Annotated in this window: 16 protein-coding genes and 1 riboswitch; of the genes, 6 read left to right on the top strand and 10 right to left on the bottom strand. The window is 59.7% G+C overall.

Annotation, left to right across the window (positions count from 1 at the left end):
- Positions 1 to 36: 36 nt before the first annotated feature.
- From ASD36_RS20420 to ASD36_RS20395, 6 genes are all read right to left on the bottom strand, one after another.
- Entirely contained in the window at positions 37 to 729 is a 693-nt protein-coding gene (locus ASD36_RS20420; RefSeq protein ID WP_060506798.1) for a ParA family protein, read from the bottom strand.
- Positions 730 to 946: 217 nt separating this feature from the next.
- Positions 947 to 2,092, bottom strand: a complete 1,146-nt coding sequence (locus tag ASD36_RS20415) for an iron-containing alcohol dehydrogenase (protein ID WP_060506707.1) — start codon at positions 2,090 to 2,092, stop codon at positions 947 to 949.
- A gap of 3 nt (positions 2,093 to 2,095) precedes the next feature.
- Positions 2,096 to 3,475, bottom strand: coding sequence for an aldehyde dehydrogenase family protein (locus tag ASD36_RS20410; RefSeq protein ID WP_060506706.1), 1,380 nt, complete (start codon positions 3,473 to 3,475; stop codon positions 2,096 to 2,098).
- Between the two features lie 100 nt (positions 3,476 to 3,575).
- On the bottom strand, positions 3,576 to 4,946 hold the full coding sequence (locus ASD36_RS20405; RefSeq protein WP_060506705.1) for a glutamine synthetase family protein: 1,371 nt from the start codon (positions 4,944 to 4,946) through the stop codon (positions 3,576 to 3,578).
- Between the two features lie 104 nt (positions 4,947 to 5,050).
- Positions 5,051 to 6,598 (bottom strand): amino acid permease, encoded by a 1,548-nt coding sequence (locus tag ASD36_RS20400; protein WP_060506797.1) that lies wholly within the window; start codon positions 6,596 to 6,598, stop codon positions 5,051 to 5,053.
- A 113-nt stretch (positions 6,599 to 6,711) separates the two neighbouring features.
- Positions 6,712 to 7,479 carry an N-formylglutamate amidohydrolase gene (locus ASD36_RS20395; protein WP_112834598.1) on the bottom strand — a complete coding sequence of 256 codons (768 nt, stop codon included), beginning with the start codon at positions 7,477 to 7,479 and terminating at the stop codon, positions 6,712 to 6,714.
- Between the two features lie 290 nt (positions 7,480 to 7,769).
- Between ASD36_RS20395 and ASD36_RS20390 the strand changes: the two genes are divergently transcribed.
- The 6 genes from ASD36_RS20390 (at position 7,770) to ASD36_RS20365 (ending at position 13,635) form a co-directional block, all read left to right on the top strand.
- Positions 7,770 to 8,627, top strand: a complete 858-nt coding sequence (locus tag ASD36_RS20390) for a MurR/RpiR family transcriptional regulator (RefSeq protein WP_060506703.1) — start codon at positions 7,770 to 7,772, stop codon at positions 8,625 to 8,627.
- Positions 8,628 to 8,867: 240 nt separating this feature from the next.
- A complete protein-coding gene (locus tag ASD36_RS20385; RefSeq protein ID WP_060506702.1) occupies positions 8,868 to 9,971 on the top strand; it encodes an ABC transporter substrate-binding protein in 1,104 nt (367 codons plus the stop codon).
- Positions 9,972 to 10,043: 72 nt separating this feature from the next.
- Positions 10,044 to 10,916 (top strand): ABC transporter permease subunit, encoded by an 873-nt coding sequence (locus ASD36_RS20380; RefSeq protein ID WP_060506701.1) that lies wholly within the window; start codon positions 10,044 to 10,046, stop codon positions 10,914 to 10,916.
- The gene (locus tag ASD36_RS20375; RefSeq protein WP_060506700.1) at positions 10,913 to 11,701 is read left to right on the top strand and encodes an ABC transporter permease; all 789 of its coding nucleotides are present in this window, start codon (positions 10,913 to 10,915) and stop codon (positions 11,699 to 11,701) included. Before ASD36_RS20380 ends, ASD36_RS20375 begins: the two co-directional genes overlap by 4 nt.
- A gap of 14 nt (positions 11,702 to 11,715) precedes the next feature.
- The gene (locus tag ASD36_RS20370) at positions 11,716 to 12,780 is read left to right on the top strand and encodes an ABC transporter ATP-binding protein (protein WP_060506699.1); all 1,065 of its coding nucleotides are present in this window, start codon (positions 11,716 to 11,718) and stop codon (positions 12,778 to 12,780) included.
- A 121-nt stretch (positions 12,781 to 12,901) separates the two neighbouring features.
- Positions 12,902 to 13,066: riboswitch (FMN riboswitch) on the top strand.
- 95 nt (positions 13,067 to 13,161) lie between these two features.
- Positions 13,162 to 13,635 carry a 6,7-dimethyl-8-ribityllumazine synthase gene (locus ASD36_RS20365; protein ID WP_060506796.1) on the top strand — a complete coding sequence of 158 codons (474 nt, stop codon included), beginning with the start codon at positions 13,162 to 13,164 and terminating at the stop codon, positions 13,633 to 13,635.
- A 41-nt stretch (positions 13,636 to 13,676) separates the two neighbouring features.
- Here ASD36_RS20365 and ASD36_RS30725 read toward each other — a convergent pair whose 3' ends face one another.
- The 4 genes from ASD36_RS30725 to ASD36_RS20345 form a co-directional block, all read right to left on the bottom strand.
- Positions 13,677 to 14,060, bottom strand: coding sequence for a hypothetical protein (locus ASD36_RS30725; RefSeq protein ID WP_156393891.1), 384 nt, complete (start codon positions 14,058 to 14,060; stop codon positions 13,677 to 13,679).
- A 131-nt stretch (positions 14,061 to 14,191) separates the two neighbouring features.
- On the bottom strand, positions 14,192 to 15,853 hold the full coding sequence (locus ASD36_RS20355) for a urocanate hydratase (RefSeq protein ID WP_060506697.1): 1,662 nt from the start codon (positions 15,851 to 15,853) through the stop codon (positions 14,192 to 14,194).
- 198 nt (positions 15,854 to 16,051) lie between these two features.
- Positions 16,052 to 17,149 carry a DUF917 domain-containing protein gene (locus ASD36_RS20350; protein ID WP_060506696.1) on the bottom strand — a complete coding sequence of 366 codons (1,098 nt, stop codon included), beginning with the start codon at positions 17,147 to 17,149 and terminating at the stop codon, positions 16,052 to 16,054.
- Positions 17,149 to 18,408, bottom strand: coding sequence for a Zn-dependent hydrolase (locus tag ASD36_RS20345; protein WP_112834597.1), 1,260 nt, complete (start codon positions 18,406 to 18,408; stop codon positions 17,149 to 17,151). The genes ASD36_RS20350 and ASD36_RS20345 overlap by 1 nt, the downstream gene beginning before the upstream one ends.
- Positions 18,409 to 18,415 lie beyond the last annotated feature (7 nt).

Below are 18,415 nucleotides of genomic sequence, written 5' to 3'. Positions count from 1 at the left end.
CACGCGGCGTTTGAAATATTGGAAAGCCCGCAGATATTAAGCGGCGCGGCGCATGTTTCGGGTCAACCGGAGCGGAACAAGCTGCCGCACTTCGTCACCAAAGGCACGGGCGTTCTGACAGGCCTTATCGAGATTGCTGACCCGCAAGGGGTCCATCGTCTGCAAGGTGCCACCACAGTCAAAAACATCACGGAAGGCCGCGCGCTCGATGATCGGCGTATCGAGCACCCGCACTGCCCTCTCGGACAGCAGCTGCTTAACCACCTGCAATGCGCGCGTCGTCACCAGTGAGTTGACGCGCGTCAAAACGACGGAATGATCGATACGGATTCCGGCCTTTTCTTCGAGATGGCCGAGCAATTCCAACACCTGGGCGCCGCCCTTGGCGTCCATGGCACAGCCCTGGATCGGGATCATCACATGATCCGACAGACCAATGGCGGTTGCCATCAATGTGTTGCGCGCGCCGGCAAGGTCGATGATGAAATAATCGGTCGTTGCCCGGTTGTCGTTGATATGCGTCTGGATCGACGCCATCGTCACATAGGAAATCACCTCGATATTCGGGACCTTGCCCGAAATATCGTGCCAATGGGAAATCCAGTGTTGCGGGTCAGCATCAAGAATGGTGACGCGCGCGCCGCTGCGCGCCAGTTCGGTTGCCAGGATCAGCGCGGCAGTCGTCTTGCCCGCGCCGCCCTTGGTGTTTGCGAATGTAATGACTGGCATGTCCGTTCCTGTCTGAAAAGTCAGAGCCGCTGCATGGCTCTCGGGGAGCGCAAATCGCATCGCGCTTCGATTAACCAAACCTTTCAGATCGTGGTTAACAAAGACTGAATGCGCCCTCCCTCGAATTAACTACCCGGCCAAGATCAAGCCTCCCGGACATGAAAAAAGCCCGGAAAACAAAGGTTTTCCGGGCTCCTCAGGAACAATGCTATCGACGTTAAATGCAGTCGCGGAAAAGCTTCTTGGCAGCATCGAGTGTCAACTCGACCGGATTGCCACCGGCCGTCGGGTCGACGATCGCCATCGCTGCCATTTCGTCGATACGGTCTGTGCCGACGCCCAACGCCGACAGCTTGTCCGGCACGCCGAGGTCTTCGCGCAGCTTCAGCACATAATCATAGAACCCGTCGAACCCGCCGGAAATGCCGAGATAGGCGGCCGCCAAGCCGATCTTGCCTTCGATCGCCGGACGGTTGAAGCGCAGCACCGGCGGCATGACGACGGCATTGGTCATGCCGTGGTGGGTGTTGTAGATGGCGCCGACCGGATGCGACAGCGAATGGATGGCGCCGAGCCCCTTCTGGAAGGCGACGGCGCCCATGGCAGCCGCCGACATCATGTTGGCGCGGGCTTCGATATCCGTGCCATCCTTATAGGCGCGCGGTAGATATTCCTTGACGAGGCGCAGACCTTCCAGCGCGATACCGGCCGACATCGGATGGTAGAACGGCGAGGAATAGGCTTCCAGGCAATGCGCGAATGCGTCCATGCCAGTACCGGCGGTGATCACCGTCGGCATGCCGACTGTCAGTTCCGGGTCGCAGATCGTCACCGCTGGCAGGAACTTCGGATGGAAGATTACCTTCTTCGTGTGGGTTTCTGAATTGGTGATGACCGAGGCGCGGCCGACTTCCGAACCGGTACCGGCCGTCGTCGGCACGGCGATGATCGGCGCAATGCCCTCGACGCTGGCGCGGGTCCACCAGTCGCCGACATCCTCGAAGTCCCAGACCGGACGGCTCTGCCCAGCCATGAAGGCGACGCACTTGCCAAGGTCAAGGCCAGAACCGCCACCGAAAGCGATGACACCGTCATGGCCGCCAGCCTTGAAGGCTTTTACGCCGGCATCGAGATTGACGTCGGTCGGATTGCTGTCGACATCGGCAAACAGCGCGCGGCCAAGACCGGCAGCCTCAAGGATATCGAGCGCGTTCTGGGTGATCGGCATCGGTGCAAGGCCACGGTCGGTGACCAGAAGCGGCTTCTTGATGCCGAGCGCCTTGCAATGGTCGGCAAGCTCCTTGATCCGCCCTGCCCCAAACTTGATGGATGTCGGGTAGCTCCAGTTGGCTGTAATGGTCATCGTTCAGGCTTTCTTCAAATGGTAGGATTTCGGGCGGGTCAGGTTCTGGAAACCGATAACCGAGAGCGAACCGCCGCGGCCAGTTTCCTTGACGCCGGTCCAGCATAGCGCCGGATCGAGGTAGTCGGCGCGGTTCATGAACACGGTACCAGTCTCAAGATCGTTACCGATCCGGGCAGCACGTTCCGGGTCCTTGGTCCAGAGCGACGTAGTCAGGCCGTATTTGCAATCGTTCATGAAGGCCAGCGCTTCAGCGTCGTTCTTCACCTTCATGATGCCGACGACGGGGCCAAAGCTCTCTTCGGTCATCACCTTCATCGAGTGGTCGACATCGACCAGAACCTGCGGGGCAAGATAAGCGCCGCCATCATCCTGCGGAAACAGCTTCGGATCGACCAGAGCCTTGGCGCCTTTGGCGATGGCTTCGGCGGTCTGCGAGCGTACTTCGGCAGCGAAGCGCTTGTGCGCCATCGGCCCGAGAGAGGTTTCCTGCTCCAGCGGATTGCCAAGCTTGTAGGCCGAGGCAAAGGCGACAGCCTTCTCGACGAAATCGTCATAGAGGTTCTCGTTGACATAGATGCGCTCGATACCGCAGCAGCACTGTCCGGAGTTGAACATCGCGCCGTCCATCAGCGTATCGACGGCCGCATCGAGATCCGCGTCTTCCATGACGTAACCCGGGTCCTTGCCGCCGAGTTCGAGGCCAAGCCCGGTGAAAGTGCCAGCGGCCGCCCGCTCGATCGACCGCCCACCTTCAACCGAACCGGTGAAGTTAACGAAATCAAAGCTCTTGGCCGCGATCAGCTGCGACGTCGTTGCGTGATCGAGGAAGATGTTCTGGAACACATCTTCCGGAACACCGGCCTCGACAAAGGCGCGCACCATGCGCTCACCGACCAGGATAGTCTGGCTGGCATGCTTGATGATCACGGTATTACCCGCCATCAGCGCCGGAGCAACCGTGTTGATCGCGGTCATATAGGGATAATTCCACGGTGCGATAACGAACACCACGCCATGGGCGACCCGTTCGATCCGGCGCTCGAAATTGGCGCTGTCCTCGACAATGATTGGCGCCAGGGCATCGGCGGCGATCGTTGCCACATAGTTGGAACGCTCGTTGAAGCCGCGGAACTCGCCGCCGTAGCGGATCGGACGCCCCATCTGCCAGGCAAGCTCAGGCACGACCTCGTCGACCATCTCGTTGAGGCGTGCAACACCGGCCAGCACCAGCTTGACGCGGTCCTCGACCGGCCGCTTGGACCAGCTTTTCTGCGCGATCCGCGCCCGCGCAACGGCGGCGGATGCGGCAACGGCGTCAACCGCCGGCCGCTCCGCGTAAACCTCCCCGTTCACCGGGGAAATGCATTGGATCATGGTCATGATCATCTTCCTGTTTTAGGCTTTGAAAATATTGGATGCCACGGACCGGCCGCTGGCCTGCCCGTGGCAGATAGAGTGCGACTACACCCGAAATAAGGCCTTACGCCCGCTCGAAACCGCGTGCCACCTCCCAATCCGTGACGCGGCGGTCATATTCTTCCTGCTCCCATTCGGCAGCGCGCGTGTAATGTTCGATAACATCCTCGCCAAAGGCATCAAGCAACATCTTCGACGAATTCATCGCGCGCGTCGCATCCCGCAACGTACCCGGAATTTCGCGGATATTCTTGCCGCCATAGGCGTCACCGACGAACGGTGCCTCAAGTTCCATCTTGCCCTCGATCCCGGCGATACCGGCCGCAATCAGTGCCGCCATGGCGAGGTAAGGGTTGATATCGGAGCCGCCGACGCGGCATTCGATACGGATTGCCTTGGTGCCTTCGCCGCAAAGACGATAACCGGCTGTGCGGTTGTCCTTCGACCAGACGGCCTTGGTCGGCGCAAACGTGCCCGCCATGAAGCGCTTGTAGGAATTGATGTAGGGTGCGAGGAAATAGGTGATTTCGCTGGCATGGGTCAGAAGGCCGGCGACGTAGTGGCGCATCGTTTCCGACATGCCGTATTTGGCCTCCTTGTCGAAAAAGTGCGGTGTCTTGCCGTCGGCGCTCCAGAGCGACTGGTGGATATGCGAGGATGAGCCGGCGGCATTGTAATTCCACTTGGCAAGGAAGGTGATCGCCTTGCCCTTGCTCCAGGCGATTTCCTTGCAACCGTTCTTGATGATCACATGCCGGTCCGCCATGGTCAGTGCATCGGCGTAGCGCACGTTGATTTCCTCCTGGCCGGCCGATGCCTCGCCCTTGGAATTTTCAACGGGAATGCCGGCGCCCTGCAGGCCGTTGCGGATCGCCCGCATGACGTCCTCTTCCTTGGTGGTCTGGAAGATGTGGTAGTCTTCGTTGTAGCCACTGGCGAGCTTCAGGTTGCGGTAGCCGCTTTCGCGTGCTGCGTCATAGGTCTGGTCGAACAGGAAGAATTCAAGTTCGGTCGCCATGAAAGCCTTGAGGCCCATGGCTTCAAGGCGGGCGATCTGGCGCTTGAGGATGGCGCGCGGCGAATGCGGCACTTCCTTGTGGGTATGATGGTCGAGCATGTCGCAGAGAACCAGCGCCGTGCCTTCGAGCCATGGAATGCGGCGAAGCGTCGAGAGGTCGGGTTTCATCGTATAATCGCCGTAGCCGCTCTCCCAGCTCGTCGACTTGTATCCGTTGACCGTTTCCATCTCGAGGTCGGTCGCCAACAGGTAGTTGCAGCTGTGGGTCTCTTCCCAGGCGCTATCGACGAAAAACTGCGCGTGAAAGCGCTTGCCCATCAGGCGTCCCTGCATATCGACCTGGCAGGCCAGAACCGTATCGATGCGGCCTTCGGCAACATCCTTCTTCAAGTCTTCAAACGAATAGCTCGCGCTCATTGCAAAAAATCCCGTGCTTGATCGTAACGCGGCCTTGCGTGGCTGCGTCTCGTGGACGTCTCGTGGAAGCCGCGGAACGCGGCTTCCACTCTGTCTTTAGCGGATCACTTCTGCCCAACGGCCTTTTCGGCAGCCGCGATTTCAGCTGCGCGGTGCGCAACTTCGTCGCCGATCGGCGGGCCTTTGAAACGGCGGCTTTCAAAGCCGAACCAGACGATGCCGGTCAGGACCAGGAAGCCGACGGTCACATAGAGAGCCGGATCATTCGGAGGCTGGACGCCGAGCACAAAGATCAGGATCATCGCCAGGATCGTCAGAACGGCAAACAGCTTGAAAACGCCTTCACCGAGGTTCCACGGGCCCATCTTGTCCCACTTCGACGTACCCCAGGCAAACAGACCCAGCGTGATCGGGATCGCGAAGGAGAAGAACAGGAAGATGACCGTGCAGGATACGACGATCGTGTAAACCGGCGTCTCGCCGATCGTTACGAGCGACGAGCCCCAGACGAACAGTACGGCAAGGATCGATCCAGTCCAGATCGCAGCTACCGGTGTACGGTAGGTCGGGCTAACCTTTGCCAGAGCCTTCGATGCCGGCAGGCCGCCATCACGCGAGAACGCGAAGATCATGCGGGAAACCGATGTCACCGTTGCCAGACCGCACAGCCATTGGCTGACCAGGATGGCGAGATAGAGAATGTCCTTGATGACCGGATTGACCTGCTCGGTCATCGCCCAGAAGAACACGTTCCAGCCCTGCTTGGCGGCCTCGTCCATGCTGGGGAGCAGCAAAACGAAGCTGCACAGCATGATATAGCCGAACAGTGCCGACCACAGAACCGAGGAAACCATGCCGCGCGGAACAGACGTTGCCGCCTTGACGGTTTCTTCCGACGTATGGGCGGAAGCGTCATAGCCGGTGATCGTATAGATCGGCAGAAGCAAGCCGAGCAGGAAGACCCAGGTGCCCGAAGTTGCCGGCCAGACATTGCCGCCGGCTTCGCCCGAATAGTTGGAGAACGTGAACAGGCGGCCGAACTCATAGGTGTCCGCTGCGGCAAGGCATACGACCGAAAGCGCGATCGCCGTTGCAAAGATCAGGTAGCCGGAGAAGTCCGTGAGCTTGGCCGTCAAGCCGATGCCCATGTGGTTGACGATTGCCTGAGCGCCGGTGATCACTACCAGGAAGAGGATACGGACTGTCGTGGTGTCTTCCAGGCCGAAATACGGCGTGCCGAACGAACCCATGAAAAAGTAATAGGTGCCGACATTGATAGCGCCGAGAACCGTGACGAGGCCGAGCAGGTTGAACCAGGCGGTAACCCAGCCGGTGAAACGGTTGCCGAGGATGGAGCCCCAGTGATAAAGGCCGCCGGCCGTCGGATAGGCGGAGCTGATCTGCGCCATGGCGACGGCGAAGACGAGAGAAACGAAGCAACCCAGCGGCCAGCCGATGCCGATCGCAGCACCGCCCGCACCCGAGGTTGCCTGGGCAAGCGAGTTGATGCCGCCGGAAAGAATGCAGATGATCGAGAAAGAAACGGCGAAGTTCGAGAAAGAGCTCATGCGCCGTTCGAGTTCTTGCGCATAGCCCATCGAATGGAGGACCTTCATGTCCTCATGTTTATCGGTATCTGAATAGTCTGACATGTTTTTCCCCTGTATCAGCCAGCTTCCAGCGGTATTGCCGGATGCCGAAATGCCAGTCCGCCCATGGAAGTCCATGGACCAGTCTCCGCGGACATGCCGCTCCCCAGGTCTTTTTATTGCGACAGTGCAGCCAGGCTTTCGTCCAGGATACCCGTCAGATAATCGGCCATGACCTTTTGGCCGATTTCATTTGAAACGAGATCGTTGCGGATCTCGACCATTACGTTGAGCAGGCCGTTCTTCAGGCCGTGCTGGATCAGAGTATGCGTGACACCGTCTGCCGGTCCATAGGGCTCGTTACGGCGTACCGCATAACGGGTTGTTTTTCCGGCAGCAGCCAGCATGGCATCCGCCAGCCGGCTATCCTCATCATGCAAGATGCCGATTTCGACATCGCGCCGCTTGCCGTGATAGACTGGCGTGAACGTGTGCACCGTCACCAGAACCGGCACGCGGCCCTGAGCTTTTCGCGCGGTGATAAAATCCGAGAGAGTGCGGGTGAAAGGCACGTAAAGTGCGTCCGTTCGCGCCTGCCGCTCGGCTGGTGAAATTGCTGCATTACCGGGTATTTCAAAGATTTCGCTGACTGGCGGCATCGCCGCTTCCGCTTCCGGCGGACGGTTGCAATCATAGACCAGGCGGGAAAAACGCTGGTAGATCAATGCAGCGTCGAGGCTTTTGACCAAAAGCTGTGCGACAGCAAGTGCGCCGGGATCCCAGGCGATATGGCTTTTGAGAGCATCCTCGGAAAGCCCAAGCGAACCCATCTTTTCCGGAAGGCGGCGGGAGGCGTGTTCACAGACCAGGAGGACCGGGCTCAGCGCTTCCGGGTTTTCCACTGCTACGGGCGATCCATCCGCCTCTGTCAAAAGTCCCGTCAACTCCGGTCCCCTTCCGGTTGCCTGATCGGCACCACGCATATCCCGGATAGGCTCAAAGCCCCTGAAACCAGACGTGGAAGCAAATGGCGGACGGCCGGTGATTTTCCTCAATTCACCGGCGACTACCGATACTGAAAAGAATTCTTCACGTTTTCTTTCGTGTCAATCGGAATCTGAAACGATCTCTTCAAAAAATCAATTGACTCGAATTGTGACAGCGATGTTTACTCTGTCACAAAGCTGGCAGAGACCGGCCCAGGGGATGAATTTTGACCAATACCGCAGGCACTATGACGGTGTCGGATGTGATCAACGCCCATTTTGCCGTGCTCACCCGCGCGGAAAAACAGTTGGCAGCGACGCTTCTCGACAACTATCCGGTCTCCGGACTCGGCAGCATCACGACTGTTGCCGAGAATGCCGGCGTGTCGACGCCGACGGTCGCCCGCATGGTGCAGAAGATCGGCTTCCGCGGATTTCCCGATTTCCAGTCGCGCCTCCATCAGGAACTCGAAGCAACCATCTCAAATCCGATCAGCAAACATGACCGCTGGGCCGCCAATGCGCCGGGCACGCATATTCTCAACCGTTTCGCCGATGCGACGATGAACAATCTGCGCGAGACGCTGGCGCAGCTGGAAACCGCCGATTTCGACGGCGCCGCCGCGATGATTGCCGAGCGCAAGCGCAATATCTATCTCGTCGGCGGCCGCATCACCCGCGCTCTTGCCGACTATTTCTTCACGCATCTTCAGGTCATCCGCTCCGGCGTCACCCAGATCGCCTCCAATTCCAGCTCCTGGCCGCATTACGTGCTCGATATGAAAAAGGGCGATGTCCTGATCATGTTCGACATCCGCCGCTACGAGCAGGAGATGGAAACGCTGTCGCGCATCGCCCGCGAACGCGGCGTGGAAATCATCCTGTTCACCGACCAGTGGAGTTCGCCTATCGCCAAATCGGCGCGGTGCGTCTTTCGCATCCAGATCGAAGCGCCTTCGGCCTGGGACAGCTCGGTCGTAACCCTGTTTGCCGTCGAAGCGCTGATCGAAGCCGTGCAGAGTTCCATCTGGGACGAGACACATGACCGGATGAAAACGCTCGAAGGGCTGTTCGATTCAACGAGGCTTTTTCGGAAGCCGCTTTAGGAGGGAAAGTGCCTACGGAGCGTGGCGCCGGGTTGACCGGTGCGGGGATGCCGCGATCCGCAATTCAAGACAAACACGTGACGCCGGCACCCAGGCGGAAGTAAATTTTGAAAATGAAATGAAGGTGTTCCGCCTGCGAACGTCTGGCCGCAAAGGAGACAACACCTGTCACATAAGCTTCATCGGACCCCAGTATCAGCTTCCTCGAAGTTGACTGAAATAACCCAAAGGAGAAGACCAGTGATTTCACACATGCGCCGCCTGCTTTCGCTTTCGACCGCCATGGTCATGGCATCGACCGCCATCGCCGCCGCTGAACCGAGCGCCGAACTGATTGCCGCTGCCAAGGCAGAAGGCACCCTGACGACCATCGCCCTGCCCCACGACTGGTGCGGCTACGGCGGCGTCATCGAAGGCTTCAAGGCCAAGTACGGCCTGAAGGTCAACGAACTCAACCCGGACGCCGGCTCGGGTGACGAAATCGAAGCCATCAAGGCCAACAAGAACAACAAGGGCGACCAGGCTCCTGACGTGATCGACGTCGGTCTCTCGTTCGGCCCGTCCGCCAAGGCCGAAGGCCTGATCCAGCCTTACAAGGTAGCAACCTGGGATTCGATCCCGGACACAGCCAAGGATCCTGAAGGTTACTGGTATGGCGACTATTACGGCGTCATGGCCTTCGAAGTGAACAAGGACCTCGTCAAGGAAAGCCCGAAGGATTGGGCCGACCTGCTGAAGCCGGAATATGCCAACATGGTGGCTCTGGCCGGTGACCCGCGCACCGCCAACCAGGCAATCTCGGGCGTTTTCGCAGCTGGCCTTTCGGGCGCCGGCGGTGATGTTGCCAAGTCCGGCGAAGCAGGTCTTGCCTTCTTCAAGGAACTGAATGCCAAGGGCAATTTCGTTCCGGTCATCGGTAAGTCGGCTCCGCTCGCACAGGGCACCACCCCGATCATCCTGCGTTGGGACTACAATGCGCTGTCCGACCGTGACACGCTCGCCGGCAACCCGCCGGTCGACGTCGTCATCCCGGCTACGGGCGTTGTTGCCGGCGTCTACGTCCAGGCAATTTCGGCCTACGCTCCGCATCCGAATGCTGCAAAGCTGTGGATGGAATACCTGTATTCCGACGAAGGTCAGCTCGGCTGGCTGAAGGGCTATTGCCATCCGATCCGCTTCAATGATCTTGCCAAGAACAACAAGATCCCGCAGGACCTGCTCGACAAGCTGCCGCCGGCCGCTGCCTATGAAAAGGCCGTATTCCCGACGCTCGAACAGCAGGAAGCCTACAAGGAAGTCATCACCAAGGGCTGGGATACAGTCGTTGGCGCCAACGTACAGTAAGACTGTCGCAACAAGGCCTTCCCGCGACCGCGCGGGAAGGCTATTTTTCAATCTTTACAAGACGGTTTCCGGATGAGCGCCAACAGGGCCATTGATTTGAAGAAGACGGCCATCGACTGGCTCGGCATTACGCCGTTCCTGCTGTTTGCAGTGATGTTCCTGGTTGCCCCGACGCTCTATCTCGTCACCGGCGCCTTCCTCAATCCGGCGGGCGAATTCACCTTCGAGAACATTGGCGGGCTGTTTACCGACAAGATTGTCGCCTCCTACTGGATCTCCATCAAGATCAGTCTGGCCTCCTCCATCGGTGGCGCCCTGATCGGCTTCTGGCTCGCCTGGGCCGTGGTTCTCGGAGGCCTGCCCTCCTGGATCCGCTCGTCGCTGCTGACTTTTTCGGGCGTCGCCTCCAATTTTGCCGGCGTGCCGCTCGCCTTTGCCTTTCTGGCGACGCTGGGCCGCACCGGTCTCGTCACCATGATCCTGCGCGATTGGTTTGGCATCAACCTCTATGCCACCGGTTTCAATCTGTTGAGCTTCATTGGCCTGACGATCACCTACATGTATTTCCAGATTCCGCTGATGGTGCTGATCATCACGCCTGCACTCGACGGACTGAAGAAGGAATGGCGCGAAGCTGCCGAAATCCTTGGCGCAACCAACAGGCAATACTGGACCAAGGTTGCCCTGCCGATCCTGTTCCCGAGCATTCTCGGCACGACGCTGCTTCTGTTCGCCAATGCGTTTGGTGCCATCGCGACGGCCTATTCGCTGACCGGCTCCACCTTCAACATCGTCCCGATTCAGCTCTACGCCCAGATCCGCGGCGACGTTCTGCACAACCCCAATCTCGGTTACGCCCTGGCGCTCGGCATGATCGTCATCACCGGCATTTCCAACCTCATCTATATCTGGCTGCGCATGCGTGCTGAACGGTGGCAGAAATGAAGACACAAAAAATCAGTGCCTGGATCGCGGTTTTCTTCGGTGCTTCCTACTTCATCATCCCGCTGATCGCCACATTCGAATTCTCGCTGCGCATGCGCCGTGGCGAATATTCCTTCGATGCGTATCGCTCGGTCTTCTCGGACGTCCAGTTCCGTGAATCCTTCAGCTACTCGATCGTGATGGCGATCCTGACGATCGTCTTCGGGGTGCTTCTGGTCGTACCGACCGCCTACTGGGTTCGCCTGCGCCTGCCGCAGATGCGGCCGGTCGTCGAGTTCATCACATTGATGCCGCTGGTCATCCCGGCTATCGTCATCGTCTTCGGTTATCTGCGGATCTACAACTCGTCGTCCTACATCCCGTTCACGGGCTCGGCGCGGGGCACGGACCTGCTGCTGATGTTCTCGTTCATGACGCTGTCGCTGCCCTACATGTACCGCTCGGTGGATACCGCAATGCGCACCATCGATGTCGGCACGTTGACGGAAGCAGCCCAAAGTCTCGGCGCCTCCTGGCCGACCATCATGTTCAAGTGTATCTTCCCCAATGTGATGAGCGGCGTTCTATCCGGCGCCTTCATCACCTTTGCCATCGTCATCGGCGAGTTCACCATGCCGTCGCTGCTTAACCGCCCGGCCTTCGGTCCCTATCTGCAGCTGATCGGCGCCAACCGCGCCTATGAGCCGCCGGCGCTCGCGGTCATCGCGTTCGCCATCACCTGGGGATGCATGATTCTTCTGCAGCTCGTCTCCCGTTTCAGCAAATCGGCTCCCGCCAAGCCCTGAGGTATTGATCGTCCATGTCCTTTCTCGAACTCTCAGGCATTCAGAAGAGCTTTGGCCCCGTCCAGGTGGTCAAGGATTTCGATATGACCATCGAAAAGGGAGAATTCGTCTCCTTTCTCGGACCGTCAGGCTGCGGCAAGACGACAATCCTGCGCATGATCGCCGGCTTCGAAACGCCGTCGGCCGGAACGGTTCTCATCAACGGCCGCAACCAGAATGAGCTGAAACCGAACCAGCGCAATATCGGCATGGTCTTCCAGGCCTATGCGCTGTTTCCGAACATGACCGTGCACGACAATGTCGCCTTCGGCCTGAAGATTGCCGGCATGGATAAATCGGCGGTCGATGCCCGCGTCAAGGAAATGCTCGGCCTCATCCATCTTGACCACCTCGCCGATCGCTACCCATATCAGATGTCCGGCGGCCAGCAGCAGCGTGTGGCGCTTGCCCGTGCGCTTGCGCCAAAGCCCCAGGTGCTGCTGCTCGACGAGCCGCTATCGGCGCTCGATGCCAAGATCCGCGTATCGCTGCGCGAGGAAATTCGCCAGATCCAGCAGCAGCTCGGCATCACCACGGTTTTCGTGACCCACGACCAGGAAGAGGCCCTTTCGATCTCCGACCGCATCGTTGTCATGAACGCGGGCCGCGCTGACCAGATCGGCACGCCGTTCGACATCTACAACAAGCCGGCCACACGCTTCGTTGCCTCTTTCGTCGGGACACTCAATCTGATCGAAGCCAAGGTCGTCGATCCGGCAACAAACCGGATCATCATTGGCGATCAGCAAATCACCTTGCGCGAACCGCTCGGCTCGAGTGCCAAGGCGGGCGACAAGGTCTCGCTGGCACTGCGCCCGGAGGCGGGATCGATCGCCGAAGGTGCCAAGGGCGACACAGCCCTGACCGGCGCAGTCGTCTCTTCGAACTTCCTCGGCTCGGTCATCCGTACCCGCATGAAGGTCGGCGACGCTGTCATCTCATTCGACATGTTCAACGCGCCCGGGCTGATGCCGCCGGCTGTCAGCGAAATCGCCACACTGCGGTTCACCGCAAGCGACCTTCTGATCATTCGCGAATAACCGCAACGCGCAAAAAATATGTTTCAGGCGACGGATTTTCAGGAAAAATCTGTCGCCTTTTTCATTGTACGCGTCGCTCACCGCATTTGACGCCCGCCTGCCAATCCTTATAGTTGACCATGCACGTTCTCAGGGCGGGGTGAAACTCCCCACCGGCGGTAACGGGGAGCAATTCCCGGAGCCCGCGAGCGCTTCATGTCCCTATGTTAGCAGAGAGACAGGAAGGTCAGCAGATCCGGTTGAATTCCGGAGCCGACGGTTAAAGTCCGGATGAAAGAGAGCAAGCAGATCAGGCGGCGCCTTGTCACAAGGGGTCTCCGCGCCTGCGTGTTCGCCCAAGGGGATCATTGAAAAATGGCAACCTTGAAAGGCCAGACTGACATGACTATCGCTTCCCATCCGACCCAGAAAATCGCCATCATCCGCGCGCGCTGGCACGCCGATATCGTCGATCAATGCGTCAACTCCTTCGTCGCACACTGGCAAAAACTCGGCGGCAGTGCCTCCGACGTCGAAATCTTCGACGTCCCTGGCGCGCTTGAAATTCCGCTGCACGCCCAGACACTGGCCAAGACCGGCCGCTTCTCGGCCATCATCGGCTCGGCGTTCGTCGTCGACGGCGGTATCTACCGTCACGATTTCGTTGCCGGAACGGTGCTCGACGGCATGATGCGCGTTCAGCTCGACACCGGCGTGCCGGTGCTCTCGACAGTGCTCACGCCGCACAACTTCCAGGAATCCGAACAGCATATTCGCTTCTTTACCGACCATTTTGTCGTCAAGGGCGTAGAGGCGGCCAATGCCTGCTCGCAGATTTTGGCGGCGCGGGCAAAGCTGGCGTTGATCAACGCCTGATATCGCGCGCATGGGAAGGGCAGGCTATCCCGCCCTTCCCGCTACCGCCGTTCTCCCAGCCAATATTGCCGGGCGCAGCCAAACCGGGGCGCGATGCGATCGTTGGCAATGACCGCTGATGCCCGCCGCTGATTGCGGCCACCGTGGACCGCGCGATTTGGAACGATGGTGTAACCATCGCTGATAAGCTGCAGCTTGAATTCGGCGAAGTGGCGCCTGAAGCCGCTTTTCACATGGCTCAAAGGGTATCGCCATCCGTTTCTACATGCTCTGATCAAAATGACCGAGTAGAGCCGGGCACTGATAATCCGTGCGTCATCTTCGGAGATCACTTTGTCAGGAGAAAAGCCATCGTCCGGCGAACCCGGCGGCACGCTCGAAAAAACCAGAGCAAGCGCGATACATCCTCCCAATGTCGCTTTCACCGCAGCCTCCCTCGCAGCCTCAAGCCCCCCGTTCCTCCACTCTTTCAGAGGAAGACAGGATCGCACATGGCGGGCAGAGCACAAAACTATTATTTAGGAAAACGTAATATACGTCAGCAAAGATGGCGCCGCTAATCGAGTGCGATATACCCGATTCCCTTCCTGCCGATCTCGTCCACCGATTCCTCATAGCCAGCATCCGCATAGCGGATCACGCCGAGTGACGTGTCGTTGGTCAGCGCATGGTTCAGCCGCTCGGCCCCCGCCTCCGTGCCGTCGGCGACGACCGTAACCCCACAGCTGGTCATGTAACCGGCATAGCCGCCGCCGCCAGAGTGGACGACGACGAGATCGGCCATCGAGGAGCAGAGCAGCATCGCATCAAGCAGAGGCCAGTCGGCAATGGCATCGGAACCATCTTTCATACGTTCGGTCATGATGTTCGGATGCGCCATGGCACCGGCATCGAGATGATCACGGGAAAAGGCAATCGGTCCCTTCAGCTCACCGGAGGCGACGAGAGCATTGACCGCCACCGCCAGCTGCGTCCGCTCGCCATGACCAAGCCAGGCGATGCGGGCGGGCAGGCCTTCGAAGGGAACGTTTTCGCGGGCGAGTCTTATCCAATTGGTCACGATCTTGTTGTCCGGAAACATCTCCAGCAACAGATCGTCGATGCGGGCGATATCGCTTTCCTCGCCGGACAGCGCTATCCAGCGGAAGGGGCCGATTGCCCGGGCAAACAGCGGGCGCAGATAGGCCTCGGTGAAGATGCGGATATCGAAGGCATTGGCAACGCCACCTTCGCGCGCCTGGGTGCGGATCAGGTTGCCATTGTCGAAGACTTCCGATCCCTTGGCCTGGAATTCCAGCATCGCCTTGACGTGGTCGACGATGGAGGCGCGGCTGGCCGCCATCAACTGTCCCTGCCCGTCGACACGAAGCCGCTTGACCTCCTCAAGGCTCATGCCCTTCGGCACATAGCCATAGACCAGGTCATGCGCCGAGGTCTGGTCGGTGACGATATCCGGCACAATGCCGCGCCGGGCTATTTCCGGATAAAGCGCAGCCGCATTGCCGACGAGGCCGATGGAGGTGGCGCGCTTCTCCTTGACGGCCTGATCGATCATCGCAAGTGCCGTATCGAGGTCCGGCGCCACATGTTCGAGATAGCCGATCGCCTTGCGTTTTTCGGCGCGGATGGGATCGATATCGATGCACAGGATCGCGGCGCCCGCCATGCGTCCAGCCAGCGGCTGTGCGCCTCCCATGCCGCCCAGGCCCGCCGTCAGGATGAACCGCCCGGCGAGATCGCCGCCGAAGCGGTTTTCAGCAATGCGCATGAAGATTTCGTAGGTGCCCTGGATGACGCCCTGGCTGCCGATATATTGCCATGCGCCGGCCGTCAGCCCGCCCCAGCAGATCAGCCCCTGCTTTTCCAGTTCGTAGAACACTTCGGCCTTTGCCCATTGGCCGACGATATTGCAGTTGGCCATGATCACCAGCGGCGCCTTGGCATGGGTCTTCAAGAGCCCCACAGGTTTGCCCGACTGGATAACCAGCGTCTGATCCTCGTCCATCTCCAGCAATGTCTTGACGATAGCCCTGTGCGACGCCCAATTGCGTGCTGCTTTGCCGAGAGCGGCGTAGACGATCAGATTGTCCGGATCCTCACCCACCGACAGCACGTTTTCCATCAGCCGCAGCAACGCCTCCTGCCGCCAGCCTTTGGCCCGTAGTTCAGGACCGCCGGGGATCGGAAAATTCGGGTGACGCGGGTTAGGCTTGGGCATGATGATGTCCTCTGAAACTTGATGGGACTGGAAAGCCCCTCACCCTGGCCCTCTCCCCGCAGGCGGGGAGAGGGAACGACGGAGGTTGCCGCATGTCCCTTCTCCCCGTTCACGGGGAGAAGGTGGCCGAGAGGCCGGATGAGGGGCAACCAAAGAGATGAAGTATAATAACGCGGCGCCTTGCGCCGACCCTCCCCCTCAAAGGGAGGGTGAAAGTGCATATTTCGCCAGTTCGATCCCCATCGCCTTCTCCACCGAAGGATAGACGCTCGGATCAAGCACGCTGGACGCCAGCGGAATAACGGTCTTCGGCACATGCAGCACGAAAATCTTCATGCCAACCTGCAACTGACCGACACTCAGTGGTTCACCCTCTGGCGACAGAGTGGTGATGACGTCGGGGAAGGTCGCAAGCCGCGTGCCGTCGGCATCCTCGACGGCCATATATTCGTTCATGACATGGAGTACCGTCGAGTCATCGCCCGTCCCTAGAGTCACCGTGCCGATATCGAAGGCTTCCTTGGTGTAGACGACGGACTTGTCGGTTATCGTGCCTTCTGCCAGGATTGTTCCATTGGTGGTCTTGGCAATCGTCTCGATGATGGCGCTACCGCCTTTGCCTTCCGCTGCGATAATCGCCTCACCCAGAGTCAGGGCCAGCGAAATCCCGCCAAGGGCCGCATTGTTGCGGACATAGGACGCCCGCAGCGGATTGCGGCAGGAGGCTATGAAACCGCCGGACATATCGGATGCGGTGCGCAGGATCGGCGAAACCTTGGCAGTGGCGCCACGGACCACCAGTTCGATATAGCGGTTCTCGTCACGATTGCCGCCAACCGCCGTCTGGATCATCTGCTCGGGCGAGCCGGCCATGCCGATCGATCCCATATCGCCGGTCGGATGCGCGCGCATGTCGCCAACGGCATCGAGAACCTTGGTGCCGAGGATCGCCGAGGGTAGCCAGCCGTTCAACGTCGACGACTTGCCGTTTTGCCCGACCATCAAGGCCGAAACCTTCTCGCCAAGCGCCTCCTGCAGCAGCTCGACCGCCTTGACGTAGTCGACGCCACGCATCTCCCAGGGTGTGGTCGAGGCCGGCGCGCCGATGGCTGCAGCCGTCGCCACCCAATCGTTCGCATCAAGCTCGTCGATGGAGACCAGTTCGGGCTTGCCGATCGACACGGCCGCATAACCCAGCATGCGGCCATGATCGGCCCAGCCGCCGCCGCCCGCCGCATAGACCGATCCGCCCTTGACGGCCGCCTCGACGTCCTTTTCCGTGAGTATCCGGCCCATCACTGCTCTCCCTGTAAATCGCTGTCGAGTTTGCGAACCGCTTCGAACAACACTGCCGTGCCGAGCGCGATATCGTCGTTTTCCGCCCATTCGTCCGGCGTGTGCGAGCGCCCCTCGCGGCAGGCGATGAAGATCATCGCCGACTTGGAAATTCGCGCCATCCAGGCGGTATCGTGACCGGCACCCGATGCCATGCGCCGACGCCTGGCGCCAACGCGGTCGCAGGCCTGTTCGAGATTGTGCATCACCAGCGGATCGGCGGGCGTCGGAAAATTGTCCGAAATCAGCTTTGGGGAGGCGATCGAAACACCGGTTTCGCGCTGGATATCGACAGCGATCTGATCGATCTCTGCAATGAACCTCTCCATGTCCGGCCGCAGCTCGGCCCGCGCATCGATCAGGATGCGGGCGCGGGACGGAACGACATTGGCAGCATTCGGCTCGATCGAAAATTCTCCGACCGTCGCCGTGAAATGCCCCTCGCCCTTTGCGTAATCCAGCGCCAGCCGTTCGACCTCGCCGACCATACGCGCAGCCGCCACCAGCGCATCGCGTCTGTGGCCCATCGGCGTAGTGCCTGCATGGTCTGCCTGACCTTCGAAAAGGATCTCGACGCGAGTAATACCGGCAATCGCCGTCACGATACCGATATCGCAGCGCTCGGCCTCGAGCACCGGCCCCTGTTCGATATGCAGTTCCAGAAACGCCCTGATGTCCGAGCGTTTCTGCCGGGCCAGCCGCGAGGGGTCGCCACCCGCATCGATCATACCCTGACGCAGAGTCAGCTCTCCCTGCGTCCGGCTCAGCCACCCATCCGGGATCAATCCCGCCAAACCACGGCTGCCAATACAGGAAACACCGAAGATCGACACTTCCTCGGCCAGGAAATCGATAACCTCCAGATCATGATCAAGCCGGATACCAGCCTCGTTGAGCGCCTGCGCCACTTCCAGTGCCGCCGCCAACCCCGCGATACCATCGAAACGCCCGCCTTCCGGCACCGTATCGGAATGCGACCCGAGCATGATCGTGCCAAGCGCGGACTTGCGCCCCTTGCGGCGGCCGATCAGATTGCCGGACGCATCGATCCGGGTTTCCAGTCCCGCCGCCTTGAAACGCTGCTCAAGAAAGGCACGGCCCTCCAGAAACAGAGGTGTAAAGGCGCGGCGCGTGTAAGGTTTATCCGGCTCGGTGATCCGGGCAAGCCCCTTGATCAGATCGGCAATACGGCTTGCATTGACGGGCAGATTGGTTTCCACCGCGCTC

The sequence above is a fragment of the Rhizobium sp. Root1334 genome (assembly GCF_001426665.1).
GTDB lineage: Bacteria > Pseudomonadota > Alphaproteobacteria > Rhizobiales > Rhizobiaceae > Pararhizobium.
The sequence above is the reverse complement of the archived record's forward strand: the minus strand, read 5'-3'. Positions and strand labels throughout refer to the sequence as shown.

Coding starts and splice junctions, on each gene's coding strand:
- ASD36_RS20375 (WP_060506700.1), top strand. CDS start 10,913: ATGAAGACACAAAAAATCAGTGCCTGGATCGCGGTTTTCTTCGGTGCT.
- ASD36_RS20405 (WP_060506705.1), bottom strand. CDS start 4,946: ATGAGCGCGAGCTATTCGTTTGAAGACTTGAAGAAGGATGTTGCCGAA.
- ASD36_RS20380 (WP_060506701.1), top strand. CDS start 10,044: ATGAGCGCCAACAGGGCCATTGATTTGAAGAAGACGGCCATCGACTGG.
- ASD36_RS20415 (WP_060506707.1), bottom strand. CDS start 2,092: ATGACCATTACAGCCAACTGGAGCTACCCGACATCCATCAAGTTTGGG.
- ASD36_RS20370 (WP_060506699.1), top strand. CDS start 11,716: ATGTCCTTTCTCGAACTCTCAGGCATTCAGAAGAGCTTTGGCCCCGTC.
- ASD36_RS20410 (WP_060506706.1), bottom strand. CDS start 3,475: ATGACCATGATCCAATGCATTTCCCCGGTGAACGGGGAGGTTTACGCG.
- ASD36_RS20420 (WP_060506798.1), bottom strand. CDS start 729: ATGCCAGTCATTACATTCGCAAACACCAAGGGCGGCGCGGGCAAGACG.
- ASD36_RS20390 (WP_060506703.1), top strand. CDS start 7,770: ATGACGGTGTCGGATGTGATCAACGCCCATTTTGCCGTGCTCACCCGC.
- ASD36_RS20400 (WP_060506797.1), bottom strand. CDS start 6,598: ATGTCAGACTATTCAGATACCGATAAACATGAGGACATGAAGGTCCTC.
- ASD36_RS20350 (WP_060506696.1), bottom strand. CDS start 17,149: ATGGGCCGGATACTCACGGAAAAGGACGTCGAGGCGGCCGTCAAGGGC.
- ASD36_RS20355 (WP_060506697.1), bottom strand. CDS start 15,853: ATGCCCAAGCCTAACCCGCGTCACCCGAATTTTCCGATCCCCGGCGGT.
- ASD36_RS20365 (WP_060506796.1), top strand. CDS start 13,162: ATGACTATCGCTTCCCATCCGACCCAGAAAATCGCCATCATCCGCGCG.